Origin of the sequence: Shewanella hanedai, from assembly GCF_007197645.1 — a bacterium.
In the GTDB taxonomy this organism is placed as follows: domain Bacteria; phylum Pseudomonadota; class Gammaproteobacteria; order Enterobacterales; family Shewanellaceae; genus Shewanella; species Shewanella hanedai.
In genome coordinates, this window is sequence record NZ_VKGK01000018.1 from 28,163 (window position 1) to 43,835 (window position 15,673).

General features: G+C 44.4%; 15 protein-coding genes. 11 read left to right on the forward strand and 4 right to left on the reverse strand.

From position 1 onward, the window contains the following. Positions 1-42 precede the first annotated feature (42 nt). Positions 43-1,707 (reverse strand): energy-dependent translational throttle protein EttA, encoded by a 1,665-nt coding sequence (ettA, locus tag FN961_RS14790; RefSeq protein WP_144040952.1) that lies wholly within the window; start codon positions 1,705-1,707, stop codon positions 43-45. 298 nt (positions 1,708-2,005) lie between these two features. On the opposite strand from ettA, the gene glyA reads away from it, so the two are divergent. From glyA to FN961_RS14840, 10 genes are all read left to right on the forward strand, one after another. Next, on the forward strand, positions 2,006-3,262 hold the full coding sequence (gene glyA / locus FN961_RS14795; protein WP_144040953.1) for a serine hydroxymethyltransferase: 1,257 nt from the start codon (positions 2,006-2,008) through the stop codon (positions 3,260-3,262). Between the two features lie 149 nt (positions 3,263-3,411). Further along, positions 3,412-3,861, forward strand: coding sequence for a transcriptional regulator NrdR (gene nrdR / locus FN961_RS14800; RefSeq protein WP_144040954.1), 450 nt, complete (start codon positions 3,412-3,414; stop codon positions 3,859-3,861). A gap of 114 nt (positions 3,862-3,975) precedes the next feature. Then, the gene (gene ribD / locus FN961_RS14805) at positions 3,976-5,112 is read left to right on the forward strand and encodes a bifunctional diaminohydroxyphosphoribosylaminopyrimidine deaminase/5-amino-6-(5-phosphoribosylamino)uracil reductase RibD (protein WP_144040955.1); all 1,137 of its coding nucleotides are present in this window, start codon (positions 3,976-3,978) and stop codon (positions 5,110-5,112) included. Between the two features lie 4 nt (positions 5,113-5,116). Continuing rightward, positions 5,117-5,779, forward strand: a complete 663-nt coding sequence (locus FN961_RS14810; protein ID WP_144040956.1) for a riboflavin synthase — start codon at positions 5,117-5,119, stop codon at positions 5,777-5,779. A 70-nt stretch (positions 5,780-5,849) separates the two neighbouring features. Next, complete coding sequence (ribBA, locus tag FN961_RS14815; RefSeq protein WP_144040957.1) at positions 5,850-6,953, forward strand: bifunctional 3,4-dihydroxy-2-butanone-4-phosphate synthase/GTP cyclohydrolase II; 1,104 nt, start codon at positions 5,850-5,852, stop codon at positions 6,951-6,953. Positions 6,954-7,061: 108 nt separating this feature from the next. Continuing rightward, a complete protein-coding gene (gene ribH / locus FN961_RS14820) occupies positions 7,062-7,544 on the forward strand; it encodes a 6,7-dimethyl-8-ribityllumazine synthase (protein ID WP_144040958.1) in 483 nt (160 codons plus the stop codon). 8 nt (positions 7,545-7,552) lie between these two features. Next, the gene (gene nusB / locus FN961_RS14825) at positions 7,553-7,957 is read left to right on the forward strand and encodes a transcription antitermination factor NusB (protein ID WP_144040959.1); all 405 of its coding nucleotides are present in this window, start codon (positions 7,553-7,555) and stop codon (positions 7,955-7,957) included. A gap of 162 nt (positions 7,958-8,119) precedes the next feature. Further along, complete coding sequence (gene thiL, locus FN961_RS14830) at positions 8,120-9,079, forward strand: thiamine-phosphate kinase (RefSeq protein ID WP_144040960.1); 960 nt, start codon at positions 8,120-8,122, stop codon at positions 9,077-9,079. Continuing rightward, complete coding sequence (locus tag FN961_RS14835; RefSeq protein WP_144040961.1) at positions 9,079-9,573, forward strand: phosphatidylglycerophosphatase A family protein; 495 nt, start codon at positions 9,079-9,081, stop codon at positions 9,571-9,573. The genes thiL and FN961_RS14835 overlap by 1 nt, the downstream gene beginning before the upstream one ends. A 540-nt stretch (positions 9,574-10,113) precedes the next feature. Next, positions 10,114-11,640 carry a hypothetical protein gene (locus FN961_RS14840; protein WP_229814680.1) on the forward strand — a complete coding sequence of 509 codons (1,527 nt, stop codon included), beginning with the start codon at positions 10,114-10,116 and terminating at the stop codon, positions 11,638-11,640. Between the two features lie 70 nt (positions 11,641-11,710). Here the strand turns inward: FN961_RS14840 and dmpG are convergent, their stop codons facing one another. Genes dmpG through FN961_RS14855 form a run of 3 tightly spaced genes read right to left on the reverse strand, consistent with a single transcriptional unit; the run spans position 11,711 to position 14,532 of the window. Then, the gene (gene dmpG, locus FN961_RS14845) at positions 11,711-12,733 is read right to left on the reverse strand and encodes a 4-hydroxy-2-oxovalerate aldolase (protein WP_144040962.1); all 1,023 of its coding nucleotides are present in this window, start codon (positions 12,731-12,733) and stop codon (positions 11,711-11,713) included. Between the two features lie 27 nt (positions 12,734-12,760). Then, on the reverse strand, positions 12,761-13,693 hold the full coding sequence (locus FN961_RS14850; protein ID WP_144040963.1) for an acetaldehyde dehydrogenase (acetylating): 933 nt from the start codon (positions 13,691-13,693) through the stop codon (positions 12,761-12,763). A gap of 53 nt (positions 13,694-13,746) precedes the next feature. Further along, positions 13,747-14,532, reverse strand: coding sequence for a fumarylacetoacetate hydrolase family protein (locus FN961_RS14855; protein WP_144040964.1), 786 nt, complete (start codon positions 14,530-14,532; stop codon positions 13,747-13,749). Between the two features lie 192 nt (positions 14,533-14,724). On the opposite strand from FN961_RS14855, the gene FN961_RS14860 reads away from it, so the two are divergent. Then, positions 14,725-15,651: a LysR family transcriptional regulator gene (locus tag FN961_RS14860; protein WP_144040965.1), complete on the forward strand. Its 927-nt coding sequence runs from the start codon at positions 14,725-14,727 to the stop codon at positions 15,649-15,651. Positions 15,652-15,673: the final 22 nt, after the last annotated feature.

Here is a 15,673-nt window from a genome sequence, read left to right on the forward strand (position 1 = left end):
GTCGATTTGTTGGCACCGCGCTAGGCAGCTACAAGGCTAAAACTAGCTCATGCGCTTGTACTTGAGACGATGTGGCTCTACCACATCAGTCCCCATGGTTTCTTTTAACCAAGTTGAGTACTCGGTGTAGTTGCCTTCATAGAAGTTCACTTTACCCTCATCACGGTAATCAAGGATGTGAGTCGCGATTCTATCTAGGAACCAACGGTCGTGAGAAATAACCATGGCACAACCTGGGAACTCAAGTAGCGCTTCTTCAAGTGCACGTAGTGTTTCAACGTCTAAGTCGTTGGTTGGCTCATCGAGAAGCAGTACGTTACCGCCAGCTTGCAGTAGTTTAGCTAAATGGACTCGGTTACGCTCACCGCCCGATAAAGTGCCGATGATTTTTTGTTGATCGCCACCACGGAAGTTAAAGCGGCCCACATAAGCGCGACTCGGGACTTCGGTGTTGTTGATACGCATGATATCAAGACCACCAGAGATCTCCTGCCAAACCGTATTCTTGTCGTTCATTGAATCACGGAATTGATCAACTGAAGCAATTTGTACCGACTCACCTAAGTCGACGCTACCACTGTCTGGTTGCTCTTCGCCTGAGATCATCTTAAACAGGGTTGATTTACCTGCACCGTTTGCGCCAATAATTCCGACAATCGCGCCTTTTGGCACTTTGAAGCTAAGGTTGTCGATAAGGACGCGATCACCATAAGACTTAGTCAGATTATTGATCTCGATAACCTTATCGCCAAGACGAGGTCCTGGTGGAATAAAGAGTTCGTTAGTTTCATTACGCTTTTGGTAATCGTTGGTGTTTAGCTCTTCAAAACGAGCCATACGCGCTTTGCCTTTAGACTGACGACCTTTAGCACCTTGACGCACCCAATCAAGTTCTTTTTGAATGGTTTTTTGACGTGCGCTTTGAGTGGCAGACTCTTGGGTCAGACGAGCATCTTTCTGTTCAAGCCAAGAGGAGTAGTTACCTTCCCATGGAATACCTTCACCACGGTCGAGTTCTAAGATCCAACCTGCGGCATTATCCAAGAAATATCTATCGTGGGTAATGGCCACAACGGTGCCTGTGTAATCTTGTAGAAAGCGCTCAAGCCAAGCGACAGATTCGGCATCCAAGTGGTTGGTGGGCTCATCAAGCAATAGCATGTCCGGCTTTTCGAGTAGCAGACGACAGATAGCCACACGACGACGTTCACCACCAGAAAGAACGGCAATTTTCTCATCCCAATCCGGAAGGCGCAGTGCGTTGGCGGCACGCTCTAAGACGTTATCTAAATTATGTGCGTCTTGAGACTGGATAATAGCTTCGAGTTGGCCTTGTTCTTTGGCAAGGGCATCAAAATCTGCATCAGGTTCAGCGTAGAGTGCATAGACTTCATCTAAGCGAGTGAGCGCATTTTTAGCTTCAGAGACTGCCTCTTCAACCGCTTCACGAACCGTTTGATTTTCATCGAGTTTAGGTTCTTGAGGCAGGTAACCTATTTTGAGATCTTGCATTGGGCGTGCTTCACCCTCAATCTCTGTGTCGATACCAGCCATAATGCGAAGTAGGGTAGATTTACCTGAACCGTTAAGGCCTAGGACACCAATTTTTGCACCGGGGAAAAAGCTTAAAGAGATATCTTTAAGGATCTGCTTTTTAGGCGGAACAATCTTACCAACCCTAAGCATGCTATATACAAACTGAGCCATGATTTCATCTTCTGTTTCAAAACAATGGCACGATTCTACTTCATTAAAAGGGGAAGCAAAACAGTGGGAAGCCTAAATAAGAAAAAGTGTTTTCTATAATCGCTATCAAAGTAACGGCTTAAGGTTTTTTCGAAGTAAAACATGCTGGAATCGCGATTTAGTCTGCATTTGTTGTAACTGTGAGCTGGGCTCAGTTTCAACCGCAAGGAATTTCATGTTCCAAATACTGTGATTGTGATCAAATGCGCTGTAGAATACCGCGCAACCCTACTATAAGAATTTACAGCTGGAGTAAGAAATGCTGAAAAAAGATATGAATATCGCGGACTTTGATCCACAACTGTTTCAAGCGATTCAAGATGAAACTCGTCGTCAAGAAGAGCACATCGAACTTATCGCTTCAGAAAATTACACCAGTCCACGTGTTCTCGAAGCTCAAGGTTCTCAGTTAACTAACAAGTACGCCGAAGGTTACCCTGGTAAGCGTTACTATGGCGGTTGTGAGCACGTTGATATTGCTGAAGAGTTAGCTATTTCTCGCGCTAAAGAATTATTTGGTGCTACCTACGCAAACGTTCAGCCTCACTCTGGTTCACAGGCAAACGCTGCTGTATTCATGGCACTACTTGAAGGTGGTGACACAGTATTGGGTATGAGCTTGGCTCACGGTGGTCATCTAACTCACGGTTCTCACGTTAGCTTCTCTGGTAAGTTATACAATGCAGTTCAGTACGGAATCGACGAAACAACGGGTAAGATCGATTACGCCGAAGTTGAACGTCTTGCTCTTGAGCACAAGCCAAAGATGGTTATTGCTGGTTTTAGTGCATATTCTGGCATTATCGATTGGGGCAAGTTCCGCGAAATTGCTGACAAAGTAGGTGCTTACCTGTTTGTTGATATGGCTCACGTAGCGGGTCTTGTGGCTGCGGGTATCTATCCGAATCCACTTCCACATGCACACGTTGTTACTACAACAACTCATAAGACATTAGCTGGCCCTCGTGGCGGACTGATTCTATCTGCAATCAATGATGAAGCTATCTACAAGAAGCTGAACTCTGCCGTATTCCCAGGTGGCCAAGGCGGTCCTTTGATGCACGTTATCGCTGCTAAAGCGGTTGCATTTAAAGAAGCACTAGAGCCTGAGTTTACAGCTTACCAAGAGCAAGTTGTTGTTAATGCTCAAGCGATGGCTAAGACATTCATCGAGCGTGGCTATGATGTTGTTTCTGGCGGAACTGACAATCATCTATTCTTGCTTGATTTGATTGCTAAAGATATCACAGGTAAAGATGCCGATGCGGCGTTGGGTCTTGCTAACATCACTGTTAACAAGAACTCAGTACCGAATGATCCACGTTCACCATTTGTGACTTCTGGTCTTCGTATTGGCTCACCAGCGATTACTCGTCGCGGCTTTAAAGAAGCTGAAGCGGTTGAGCTAACTAACTGGATGTGTGATGTGTTGGATGACATTACTAATGAAGGTACAATTGAGCGTGTTAAGAACCAGGTTCTTGAATTGTGCGCTAAGTTCCCTGTTTACGGTTAACCTTAAGGGTTAAATCAGGTAAACTTCGATGGCCGCTTTTTAGCGGCCATTTTTGTATCTGACGATTGTCATTGAGTAAATGTGAACTCTGATTTAGAGTTGTGACTTTAACTCATCTTTTTTTATTATATTTTCCCGCTGGAGGCTCAATGCATTGTCCATTTTGCAGCGCAACTGATACTAAGGTGATCGATTCCCGTTTAGTGGCTGATGGTCATCAAGTCAGGCGTCGTCGTGAATGCGCTGAGTGTCATGAACGATTTACGACCTTTGAAGGCGCAGAGTTAGTCATGCCTCGGGTCGTCAAGCAAGACGGTAGCCGTCAGCCTTTCGATGAAGAAAAACTCCGTGGTGGCATGCTTAGAGCAGTCGAAAAGCGCCCGGTTTCTATGGAGCAAATCGAGCTGGCTTTGACCAAAATCAAGTCCACACTTCGTGGTACCGGTGAGCGTGAGATTAAATCAGAGATGATAGGCAATCTGATGATGGATCAATTAGTCAACCTCGATAAGGTGGCTTATATCCGTTTTGCCTCTGTGTATCGCGCATTTGAAGATGTTTCTGAGTTTGGCGACGCCATCGCTAACTTGCAAAAATAGTAAGATAACTGAATAAGTTGCGAGCTTGGCGATGAACGACATTGCTAAGCTGGCAAGTAGAAAGATAATTGCATCAATTGAACCTGTGTGAATCATCTCAAGGTTGAGAGCATTATGTGGTCTATAGAAGATATTGAAATGATGAGTCGTGCCATCAAGCTGGCACGTGAAGGTGTATACACCACTCGCCCAAATCCGTGTGTGGGCTGTGTGATAACCAAAGATGGTCAACTTATTGGTGAAGGCTTCCACATCAAAGCGGGAGGTCCTCATGCCGAGGTGCATGCATTGGCTATGGCCAATATTGATGCCGATTTGGGCGCCAAAGGCGGCACCGCTTACGTCACCTTAGAACCTTGTAGCCATTATGGCCGCACACCACCGTGCGCCGAAGCGTTAATTAAAAATCAAGTGGCGCGAGTCGTGGTGGCTGTAGAAGATCCAAATCCGCAAGTATCGGGACGTGGGATTGCCATGCTCAGAGAAGCGGGCATTCAGGTTGATGTCGGTCTGTTAAAAGATGAAGCTAAACAGATCAATCCAGGCTTTATGAAGCGAATGGAGACTGGCCTACCTTGGGTGACGGTTAAATTAGCCTCGAGCCTTGATGGTAAAACAGCGCTATCCAATGGCGTTTCCAAATGGATAACCGGCCCCGATGCTCGCCGCGATGTACAACGATTACGCGCTCGACATTGTGCGTTAGTAACGGGTGTTGAAACCGTATTAGCCGATAATCCATCACTGAATGTTCGTCATAGTGAGTTGGGTTATGTGGCAGATAAACTGAGTGTCACCGAACTGCATCAGCCTTTGCGGGTTGTGCTCGATAGCCGCGCTCGTTTGACGACAAACTTAATGCTTTTCTCTATCGAGAGTCCCATTCTGCTCGTTTCTTGCGTGGATTATCCTGATGGTGAAAAAGCCAAGTGGCCCGCTTATGTCAGCCACATTACATTGTCTGCTGATGAGACAGGGCGAGTGAGTTTAAGCGAACTTTTCAAATACCTTGGCAAGTGCTGTAACTCAGTGCTTATTGAAGCTGGCGCGACCTTAGCTGGTAGCGTTATCGCACAAGGCCATGGTGATGAGCTGGTGCTCTACCAGGCGATGAAAATTTTAGGTTCGAGCGGACGTAACTTAATCACACTTCCAGATTATGATGTGATGTCAGCAGTGCCGATAATTAAGCTCATCGATGAACGTAAAATCGGGGCAGATACCCGCTTAATATTAGATATAAGGTCATAAAGTCATGTTTACTGGGATCATTGAATCAGTAGGTTCATTGCGTAAAATAGAACGCCGTGGTGATGATATTCGCCTTACCGTTGCCAGTGGAAAACTCGATCTAAGTGATATACGTCTGGGTGATAGTATCGCGACTAACGGTGTGTGTCTGACGGTTGTTGAGTGCATGAGTGATGGCTATGTTGCCGATATCTCTGCCGAAACCGTTAGTTTAACTGGTTTTGCTCATTATCAGGTGGGACGTAAGGTTAACTTAGAAAAAGCGGTCACCCCTACGACTCGTTTAGGCGGGCATATGGTCAGTGGCCATGTTGATGGTGTCGCCAGTGTCGATGACAGGCAGTATCGCGGCAAAGCGATTGAGTTTTGGCTTACTGCCCCAGCTAGTCTAGCGCGTTACATTGCCCATAAAGGGTCAATTACCATCGATGGTGTCAGCCTGACGGTTAATGAAGTGAATGATAATCGCTTCAGATTAACCATTGTGCCTCACACCGCGGGTGAAACAACCTTAGTCGAGCTGAAGGCGGGTGATTCGGTGAATATCGAAGTTGACCTCATTGCGCGTCATTTAGAACGCTTAATGACTTATGGCAGCAGCAAGTCTGAGACTCCCGAGTCGAATGTGACTATGGATCTGTTAGCTCGCTCAGGTTTTTTACGTTAAAGGCTGGTAAACACCAGCAATAACAGATTAACTATTTGTATTAATTAGAACTAAAAATTAGGGGCTCACAATGTCGTTACACAGTATAGAAGAGATCATCGAAGATATTCGCCTCGGTAAAATGGTTATCTTGATGGACGATGAAGATAGAGAAAATGAAGGTGATCTGATCATGGCTGCCGACATGGTTACCGCTGAAGCGGTAAACTTTATGGCTAAGTTTGGTCGTGGTTTAATCTGTCAGACATTAACGAAAGCGCGCTGTCAGCAGTTAAACTTGCCTCTTATGGTTACTGACAATAACGCCCAGTTTTCGACTAACTTTACGGTTTCTATCGAAGCTGCTGAAGGTGTGACAACCGGTATTTCAGCCCAAGACCGTGCAGTGACAATACTTGCTGCAGTCGGTAAAGATGCTAAGCCTACGGATATCGTCCAGCCTGGCCATATCTTTCCTTTAATGGCGAAAGAGGGCGGCGTACTAATCCGTGCTGGTCACACTGAAGCGGGCTGTGATTTAGCGCGTTTGGCTGGTTTTGAAGCGTCTTCTGTGATTGTCGAAATTCTTAATGATGACGGCACTATGGCTCGTCGTCCGGATCTTGAGATTTTTGCGAAAGAGCACGGTCTTAAGATGGGAACGATTGCAGATCTGATTGAATACCGTAATACCAAAGAAACGAACGTCGTGTGCGAAGCCAAATGCAAGCTTCCGACTCGCTTTGGTGAATTCGACATGATGACTTTTAGAGACACTATCGATAACCAGCTACACCATGTGCTCGTTAAAGGCGAGGTGAAAGAGGATGTTCTGGTTCGTGTGCATCTGCAAAATACCTTTAATGACTTGCTTCACTCTGAGCGTGATCAGCAACGTAGTTGGCCACTTGAGAAGGCGATGAAGCGCATTGCCGATGAAGGTGGCGTACTGGTGTTACTGGGTAACCAAGAACACAGCAGTGATATTCTCGCGAAAGTGAAGGCATTTGAGCTTGAAGATAATGGACAAGCTGTGGCATCGCCTAAATGGAATGGTACCTCTAGTCTTGTTGGTGTAGGCTCTCAAATTTTAGCAAGCATTGGTGTGACTAAGATGCGTTTATTGAGTTCACCAAAGCGTTATCATTCGCTATCGGGTTTCGGCCTAGAAGTGACAGAATACATTTCTGAATAGAATTTATAAATTTATAAATAATTGCATGGGGAACAGGAGACAGGCTGTGCTATCATACCGCCTCTTCCGTGCCCATGCCGGTAAAATTAGCTAATTTAGGTAAGATAAATGAACGTAGTTCAAGGTAATATCGAGTCGAAAAATGCAAAGGTTGCTATCGTTGTATCACGCTTCAACAGCTTTCTAGTTGAGAGTTTACTTGAGGGTGCGGTCGACACACTGAAACGCTTTGGTCAAGTTGCTGATGAGAACATCACAGTAGTACGAGTACCTGGAGCGGTTGAATTACCATTGGCTGCACGTCGTGTTGCTGCTAGCGGTAAATTTGATGGCATAATTGCATTAGGTGCAGTTATCCGTGGCGGTACGCCACACTTTGATTTTGTTGCAGGTGAGTGTAACAAAGGTTTAGCTCAGGTCGCACTTGAGTTTGATCTTCCTGTTTCATTTGGCGTTTTGACTACAGATACTATTGAGCAAGCCATTGAGCGCTCAGGTACTAAAGCGGGTAACAAGGGCGGCGAAGCTGCACTTGGTCTGCTTGAAATGGTCAACGTGCTGCAAGAACTAGAACAGCAGTTGCAAGATTAGGAATAAAGATGAAGCCTTCTGAGCGCCGCAAGGCCCGCCGTTTAGCCGTTCAAGCCATATACTCTTGGCAGTTAAGTGGAAATAACGTTGCTGATGTTGAGCATGAATTTCTGACTGAACAAAAGATTGAGGGTATCGATGTTGCTTACTTCCGTGAGCTATTATCGGGAACAGCGACAAAACAGGCTCAAATTGACGAGCTAATTATCCCTCATATTGAGCGTCCTTTTAATGAGGTCTCTCCTATTGAGAAAGCCGTGTTAAGACTGGCGACTTATGAGCTTACATTCCGTAAAGATGTCCCTTATAAAGTGGCGATTAATGAAGCAATTGAATTAGCGAAAGCGTTCGGTGCTGAAGATGGTCATAAATTTGTAAACGGTATTCTCGACAAGATTGTAGGTCGTAAGTAATACAACATACGGCATCTTAGGGTGCCGTTTTTTTGTCTTTATTTTCTATTCATCCTACAGCTCAGATTTTAAAGAGATGAGCGTTAATTTTTACTCGTCATCGTTATTCCGGATTTAATCTGATAGTTGCTCATTTCACCCAGTTAACGAGTACTTATTCCTGTGAAAGAATTTCAATTAATCGAAAAGTTTTTTACCAAGCAAGCCTCTTCACGTCGTGATGTAGAGCTAGGTATTGGTGATGATTGCGCTTTAGTTATTCCTGCGGTTAATAAATCCATCGCTATCTCCTGTGACACCTTAGTAGAGAATGTCCACTTCTACCCCGATATCCCCCCTAAAGCTTTGGGTTACAAATCACTTGCTGTTAATCTTTCAGACCTTGCTTCTATGGGCGCAGAGCCTGCATGGATGACGTTAGCATTGACCTTGCCTGATGTGGATGAGGAATGGTTAACAAGCTACAGTGAAGGCCTGTTTGAAGCCGCAGAGTACTATAATATTGCGCTTGTTGGCGGTGATACAACCCGTGGACCGAGATCTATCACCATTACCGTCAACGGCCAAGTGCCTACAGGTAAAGCCCTGACTCGAAATGGTGCCAGAAATGGCGACTGGATCTATGTGACAGGGACATTAGGTGATTCAGCCCTAGGGTTAGATGTTATTCGTGGCAGCAGGCAAGTCGCACCTGAGCATCAGGATTACTTGGTCAATCGCCATTACTATCCAAGCCCTAGACTGCTCGCTGGACAAGCATTGCGTAACCTTGCTTCAAGCGCTATTGACCTGTCTGACGGGCTCTTGAGTGATATCCAGCATGTACTGAAGTTGTCTGGCATGAGTGCTGTTATCGATGTCGATCTTTTACCTTTGTCAGATGCGTTAAAAAGTTCAGTGAATGACGAGGAAGCGTTAAGTTATGCACTGACTGGAGGCGAAGATTACGAGTTGCTCTTTAGTGTTCCAGAAGCCCAAAAAGGGGCGCTGGAGATTGCACTTGCTAACACTGGAGTGTCATTTGCTCAAATAGGGCAGGTGAGTACTGGTGATAAATTGAGACTGATCCGTAATGGCCAACCTTACACGCCCACTAATATTGGATTTGAGCATTTTTCCTAATGAAAATATTTTCTAAAGATAAAGCGCTTGCTCGCTTGTCCCTTTCTAATCCGATTCATTTCTTAGCCTTGGGTTTCGGTTCTGGCATGATGGCGAAGGCACCAGGTACCTTTGGCACGCTTGCTGCTATTCCTATTTACTTGCTGATGGCACCTTTGAGTATTGAATGGTATCTAGGCTTGACGCTGTTAAGCGTAATTCTCGGTTTTTATATCTGTCATGTAGCTGCTAAGGATATGGGTGTACATGATCATGGCGCCATTGTTTGGGATGAATTGGCTGGTCTATTGATCACCATGATCGCCGCGCCAGCAGGTTGGGTTTGGATTGTTATCGGTTTTACGTTGTTTCGATTTTTCGACATCTTAAAGCCGTGGCCGATCCGTTGGCTCGACGCTAAAGTAAAAGGTGGCTTTGGCATCATGATTGATGATGTGCTTGCTGGTTTATTTTCTTTAGCTTGCCTTCAAGGTCTTGCTTATTACTTTGCATAATGGCTAATGCTAGCAAGCGTTAAGCTTACCTCTTTGGGCCCTAAACGGGCCCGGTTTATAACAACCCACACAAGAAATACCGTTAATTCCCCCTCCAGTTGTATGACTCTCTGTGGTCACATTCACACTCTCGTTGTTGCTCATTTTCTTTTCGTCAATTTGAACCTGAACTGGTGCTGTACACAATTTGTTTCAATTGTTCACTTTTTTTGCAGTTATGTTAAAATCTCCTGAATAGTCGATTCAACTGTTTGATTGTTGTTTTGTGGTTTTATACTCTAACCAATAAAAGGTGATGAATTTTAGACGCTTACTTTGATAGGTTTTAAAAATTATCTTGTATGTTTATTCGGCGGTGGTGTTAACAAAGCATAGCGAGTTGATCCCCCACTTTTCCGGATTTACCTTTATATATTTCGCTAGGCTTAATCCTGTGCTTTGAAATAATTTGGGTATAAATGGTTTGTGTTTCATGCCGAGAGGTATAAAAAATAGATTATTCTTATCATGCAAACAGTCCGCATCTGTGAAACACAGAATGTGAAAATAACAATAAATAATAATGGTTATATGATGTATTACGACAGAGAAAATGTACATTTTTACTCCCGATTCTTGATCCGTTTAGCTTGGGCTGTGGAAGTCATTGCTGTGCTAATTGGCTTTACTATTTCAATTTTAATGGCTGTTTCAGCCTTTAAATCCATTTCTAATTTTGAAAATACAGATGTGATTGATAGCACTTCATCCATTGTCGTTGCAGGATTACCTTTCTTGCTGGTGGCCGTCGTTGAGCTGTGTAAAATCCCTTTAGTGTTTACCTTTATGAACGTAAGAAGTGTGCTTTGGCGCTCTATCTTTCTTTTCTTTGTATTTTTTCTCAGCTTAATTACATTCGAAACCATGCTGAATGGTTTTGAGCGAAACTTCTCTAATCTCAGTAGAGCCATTGATAATCGAAAAAATGAGATTGTGAATGTTGACACCCAAATCGAGCTAATAGAGAAACGCAGAGATCACGTGCAGAAGTTTACCGAAGAGGAGCTAAATCAGGAATTGGCCGCTCAGACAGCACTGCTTGATGAACAGCTTTCAGCTAATCTACTGCAAATTGAACAGGCTAAGAATAAGCAGTTGGCGTCGATTAATACCAGTTTTGAAAAGGGAATTCGAGATGACATTGATCGTTTAATGGCGATCCGTGACGGTTACTATCGAGATTGGAGTCGCGAAAAAAGCGTTATTGAAGACCGCTTTACCGCCACCATTGTTGGTAATGTTACCGGCAGTAAAGATGAGCGTGGTCGCTTGTTAGCTGAGCTGAATGCATTAAAAGCTGAAATGAAAGCTGAACTTGATGACTCTAATTTTCTTACTCGAAGTGGGGTCGATAAAAAATATCGCGCACTTATCAGTGAGAAAGAGAGCCAGCTGGGCGCTATTACAACTGGTTATTTAGGCGGGGATGCATTAGAGAAACAGTCTTTGATGGAGAACCAACTGCGCCAACAGATAGAGTTTGTGAATAGCAAATACCAGCGTAGAGTAAACGACGTTAACGAGCGTATTGATAATAAGAAGAAAGAGATAGGTGAGCGTTATTCTAAAAACTCTCGCGCTAGAAATGCCATTATCAACCGTGCTAAAAAAGATAAGAGCAATTTCTTCAACATCAATGAGCAAGCTAACGGTGAAGTCGCTCAATATGAAGAAACCAAACGCGTAGAGTTAGAAGACATTTCACAACGAGTGTTTAAATACGACGAGCAGATTTTTGAATTGCGTAATGAGCAGCGTTTGTTAAACACACAAATAAGCCACCTTATCAGTCAAAACCAAGTCTACCGTTTAGCCATGTATGCTTACGGTAAAAATGATGCAAGTGAAGTCGATCGTCATATGGTCGGAGTCGTTGCCTTGTTTTGGTTTGGTTCATTAGCCTTGATTGCTGCTGTGACCGGTGTGATGTTGGCGTTAGCGAGTTTTTATCTAAGACGATTTGCCGTTGAAATGGATGACAAACAGAAGAAGCAACCACAGCTGTTTGAAATGCCTGAAGACACATAATATGCTGTGATTACCTATATTTGAGTAACAGCTAAAAGAATATCCTCCTTTTAGCTGTTACTCATTATTATCATTTCTGATTATTTGCTAGGTTTAAAGCGACATCTTCAATCATATCTTCTTGACCCCCAACCGTTTTCATTTGCCCCAGTTTTAATAAGATCTCTTCAGATCGAACACCGTACTTTTTTGCGGCTCTTTTTGCATGCAGTAAAAAAGAGGAGTAAACACCGGCGTAGCCTAGCACAAGTGAATCTCGGTCGACTCTGATCGGTTGCTCCATCATGGGGACAACTATCTCCTCGGCAACTGCCATGAGTTTAAAGATATCAACGTCAGTGGTTGCGCCCATACGCGTGGCAACGGCATTGAAAACCTCAAGTGGTGTATTCCCCGCCCCTGCGCCCAATCCAGCGGCAGATCCATCGATGCGATCTGCACCTGCTTCGACAGCTGTCAGTGAGTTCGCAACGCCTAAAGCCAGATTATGATGTCCGTGAAAGCCGATTTGAGTTTCAGGTTTTAATCCCTGTCTCAGTGCGGTAATACGTTGGAACACATCATCTTGGAGCATATAGCCAGCAGAGTCAGTGCAGTAGATGCAGTTTGCACCGTAACTTTCCATGAGCTTTGCTTGTTCTAATAACGCTTTAGGTTCAAGCATATGAGCCATCATTAGAAAACCTACCGTGTCTAAGCCGAGTGTGCGAGAAAGCGCGATATGCTGCTCTGTGACATCAGCTTCTGTGCATTGAGCTGCAACACGTATGGTACTGACGCCAAGTTCATGTGCCATTCGCAGGTGATCGATGGTACCGATGCCGGGTAAAAGCAATGCGGAGATCTTGGCCTGTTTCATTAAAGGGATCACAGTGGAGAGGTATTCCTCATCGCTGTGGGCTGCAAAACCGTAGTTGACGGAGTTACCGCCTAAGCCATCACCATGGGTGACTTCGATTAATGGCACGCCAGCGTCATCAAGTGCTGTGGCGACTTGGGTCATCTCTGTCAGGCTAATCTGGTGTCGTTTTGCATGCATACCGTCACGCAAACACATATCGTGTAGGATGATCTTTTTGTTACTGATATTCATGTCATATCCTTAATATTCGATATCTGCTTAGGTGCGGGTTACGTCAGACTCTGTGGGTTTTGTTGTTAAACTTTGGGCAAGCATCTCACCAGTGCGCAGGGCGGCGGAGGTCATAATATCCAGGTTTCCGGCGTACTCTGGTAGATAGTCACCAAGTCCTGCTACTTCTAAAAATACTGATACGCGTTTGCCGTCAAACACGGGGCCATTCTTTAACTGATAGCCCGGCACGTATTGCTGCACCTGTTCTATCATGGTGAGTACCGACGCAGTGATCGCCTTTTGGTCAGGCTCATCTCGAGTGAGGCAGTGTACAGTGTCGCGCATCATCAGAGGCGGCTCTGCAGGATTCATCACTATAATGGCTTTACCTTGGGTGGCCCCGCCTATCTTCTCAATGGCATCTGCTGTGGTACGGGTGAATTCATCAATATTTTTCCGTGTACCAGGCCCTGCTGATTTAGAGGCTATGGTCGCGACTATTTCACCGTAATCGACATCTTGTATTTGACTGATGGCGGCAATAATAGGGATGGTCGCTTGTCCACCACAGGTGACCATGTTTAAGTTGTTTGTCTCTGATACATGCTCTGTTTGCGCCATTAAGCTTTCGAGGTTAACGGAGGGGATGCAGTAAGGACCAATAGCCGCAGGAGTAAGATCGATGACTTTAACGCCTTTGCTTTGCAGCTTTCGATTGTTCTCACCATGTACATAAGCAGAGGTGGCATCAAAGGCAATTTGGATATTGTCGGCTTCAATATGGTTTAGCAGTTCATCGATACCTAAGTGTGTGGCTTTTAACCCAAGGGATTTAGCTCGTTTAAGGCCATCTGAGCATTCATCGATGCCCACCATCCATACGGGGTTAAGTGTGCTACTTCGTAGCGCTTTTATCATTAAATCTGTGCCTATATTGCCAGAGCCAATGAGGGCGATATTGATTTTTTTATCTACCATTTTGTAATTTCTCATCTTGTTGAAACAAGGTTAGTTCAGTCAGTTCTATCAGGCTAAATAAAGCGGTAACTCGCACTTCCAATTCCCTCTATTTCTACACTCATGTCATCACCTTGCTGGCAGGGGATCATCGCTGCTAGAGAGCCTGAAAGAATAATGTCACCGGCGTTAAGGCTTATCCCGTAGTCGCCTAAGGTATTGGCAAGCCAAGCGACACAATTTAGGGGTGACCCAAGTGCGGCAGAGCCTTGACCCTTTGCCACTACTTCACCTTTATTTTTAATCACCATCTGGCAGTTTTCAAAATCAACATCATGGGGAGACACGCGTTCATTGCCCATCACAAACATGCCGCAAGAGGCGTTGTCGGCCACGGTATCTTCTATCTTTATCTTCCAATCTTTGACGCGTGAATCGACGATTTCAAAACAGGCCGCGACACTCTCTGTTGCATCAATCACATCTTGTGGTGTGACATTGGGTCCTTGCAGATCATGTTTTAAGATAAAGGCGATTTCACCTTCAGACTTGGCTTGTATCAACGGGCTAGCAAAGGGGATGTGGCTGCCAGACTCAAACATCATGGCGTCAGTTAGAAAGCCAAAGTCAGGTTGATGTACCCCAAGCATCTCTTGCACCACCTTGCTGGTTAGGCCAATTTTCTTGCCAATGACACGTTCACCATCATTGAGTCTGTGCTGTAAGAAATGTTGTGACACCTGATAAGCATCTTCGAGAATGAGTGGCGATTCTCGTTCGGTTAGGGGAGGCAACACTTGTTGATTTCGTAACGCTTTATACAACGCCAATCCGAGTTGCTCTAGTTCTGCTGACTTCATCAAATCTTTCCTTTAATGGAGGTTGAGCTAATAAATTTACCCTTGATAAACCCACTCTACTTGATTATGTTCTATAACAATAATTGAATAATATTCTTCAACTAATTCATTTTTTGAATGAATACTATGTTTAATATGTGATGGGTTAACTGTCGATTTATGGGCTATTAGTTTGAAAGATGGCGAAAAATTATGGATACCACTAAAACGCAACTTAATATCAATCATTTGAAAATGATATGCACCATCGCTAAATCTGAGACGGTTAAGGAAGCGGCTGAGTCTCTGTTTATCACGCAGCCAGCGCTCACCAATCGTATTCGTGAAGCTGAGCGTCGTTTGAATACCAGTCTTTTTGTTCGACGTGGCCGCAAGTTAATCATCTCCAATGCAGGTAAACGTTTACTGCATTCGGCGACGATAATTTTGAAGGAGTTAGGAAGAGCTGAGTATGATATCGCCCGCTTATCCGATGGCGTAGAGCAGGTATTGCGTATCGGTTTACCTCACTATGCTTCTTTTAAGTGGCTGCCATCGGTGACCAGTTATTTTGCCAAAGAGTTGCCCAATATTGAATTGGAGATCACGGCTACAGCAGCAACTAGGCCGCTCAATGCTTTGTTTAATGGCGATGTTGATATTGCGATGATTTCAAGTTCTCAACAAAAACTGTTGCTGGATGAAAACCTGTATGAGTCCAGTTTTCTGTTGCAAGATGAATTGATGGCTTGCCTGTCAAAAGAGCATAAAAAAGCCAACAGTCACTATCTGGTGGCGGAAGACTTCAGTGATGAAACCTACATTACTAACTCGACCATTCCGGAGAAAGACAGAGAGTATGAACTCTTTTTTCAGCCTGAAAATGTCCTCCCTAGAAAAGTGTTACAAGTGGGGTTTAATGAGGCGATTTTGGAGCTAACAAAAGTCAATCTTGGGGTGACGATTATGTCTAAACATCTGGTCACGCCTTATCTAGAAAATGGCATGATAAAAACGGTGCCATTAGGGGAGGAAGGGTTAAAAATTTACTGGCATCTGGTGTATCTCAAACAAAGCAAAATAGCCAAACCGGCCAAGGTATTGACCACTATTTTAAAGCAGTACGCAAAGGAGAGTTAAGCCTCAATCAGACCTGATTACT

Bases quoted from the DNA above. Each gene is read 5' to 3' on its own strand.
- ribH (WP_144040958.1), top strand. From the start codon at position 7,062: ATGAACGTAGTTCAAGGTAATATCGAGTCGAAAAATGCAAAGGTTGCT.
- ettA (WP_144040952.1), bottom strand. From the start codon at position 1,707: ATGGCTCAGTTTGTATATAGCATGCTTAGGGTTGGTAAGATTGTTCCG.
- glyA (WP_144040953.1), top strand. From the start codon at position 2,006: ATGCTGAAAAAAGATATGAATATCGCGGACTTTGATCCACAACTGTTT.
- FN961_RS14835 (WP_144040961.1), top strand. From the start codon at position 9,079: ATGAAAATATTTTCTAAAGATAAAGCGCTTGCTCGCTTGTCCCTTTCT.
- dmpG (WP_144040962.1), bottom strand. From the start codon at position 12,733: ATGAATATCAGTAACAAAAAGATCATCCTACACGATATGTGTTTGCGT.
- FN961_RS14860 (WP_144040965.1), top strand. From the start codon at position 14,725: ATGGATACCACTAAAACGCAACTTAATATCAATCATTTGAAAATGATA.
- nusB (WP_144040959.1), top strand. From the start codon at position 7,553: ATGAAGCCTTCTGAGCGCCGCAAGGCCCGCCGTTTAGCCGTTCAAGCC.
- FN961_RS14850 (WP_144040963.1), bottom strand. From the start codon at position 13,693: ATGGTAGATAAAAAAATCAATATCGCCCTCATTGGCTCTGGCAATATA.
- FN961_RS14810 (WP_144040956.1), top strand. From the start codon at position 5,117: ATGTTTACTGGGATCATTGAATCAGTAGGTTCATTGCGTAAAATAGAA.
- FN961_RS14855 (WP_144040964.1), bottom strand. From the start codon at position 14,532: ATGAAGTCAGCAGAACTAGAGCAACTCGGATTGGCGTTGTATAAAGCG.
- ribBA (WP_144040957.1), top strand. From the start codon at position 5,850: ATGTCGTTACACAGTATAGAAGAGATCATCGAAGATATTCGCCTCGGT.
- ribD (WP_144040955.1), top strand. From the start codon at position 3,976: ATGTGGTCTATAGAAGATATTGAAATGATGAGTCGTGCCATCAAGCTG.
- nrdR (WP_144040954.1), top strand. From the start codon at position 3,412: ATGCATTGTCCATTTTGCAGCGCAACTGATACTAAGGTGATCGATTCC.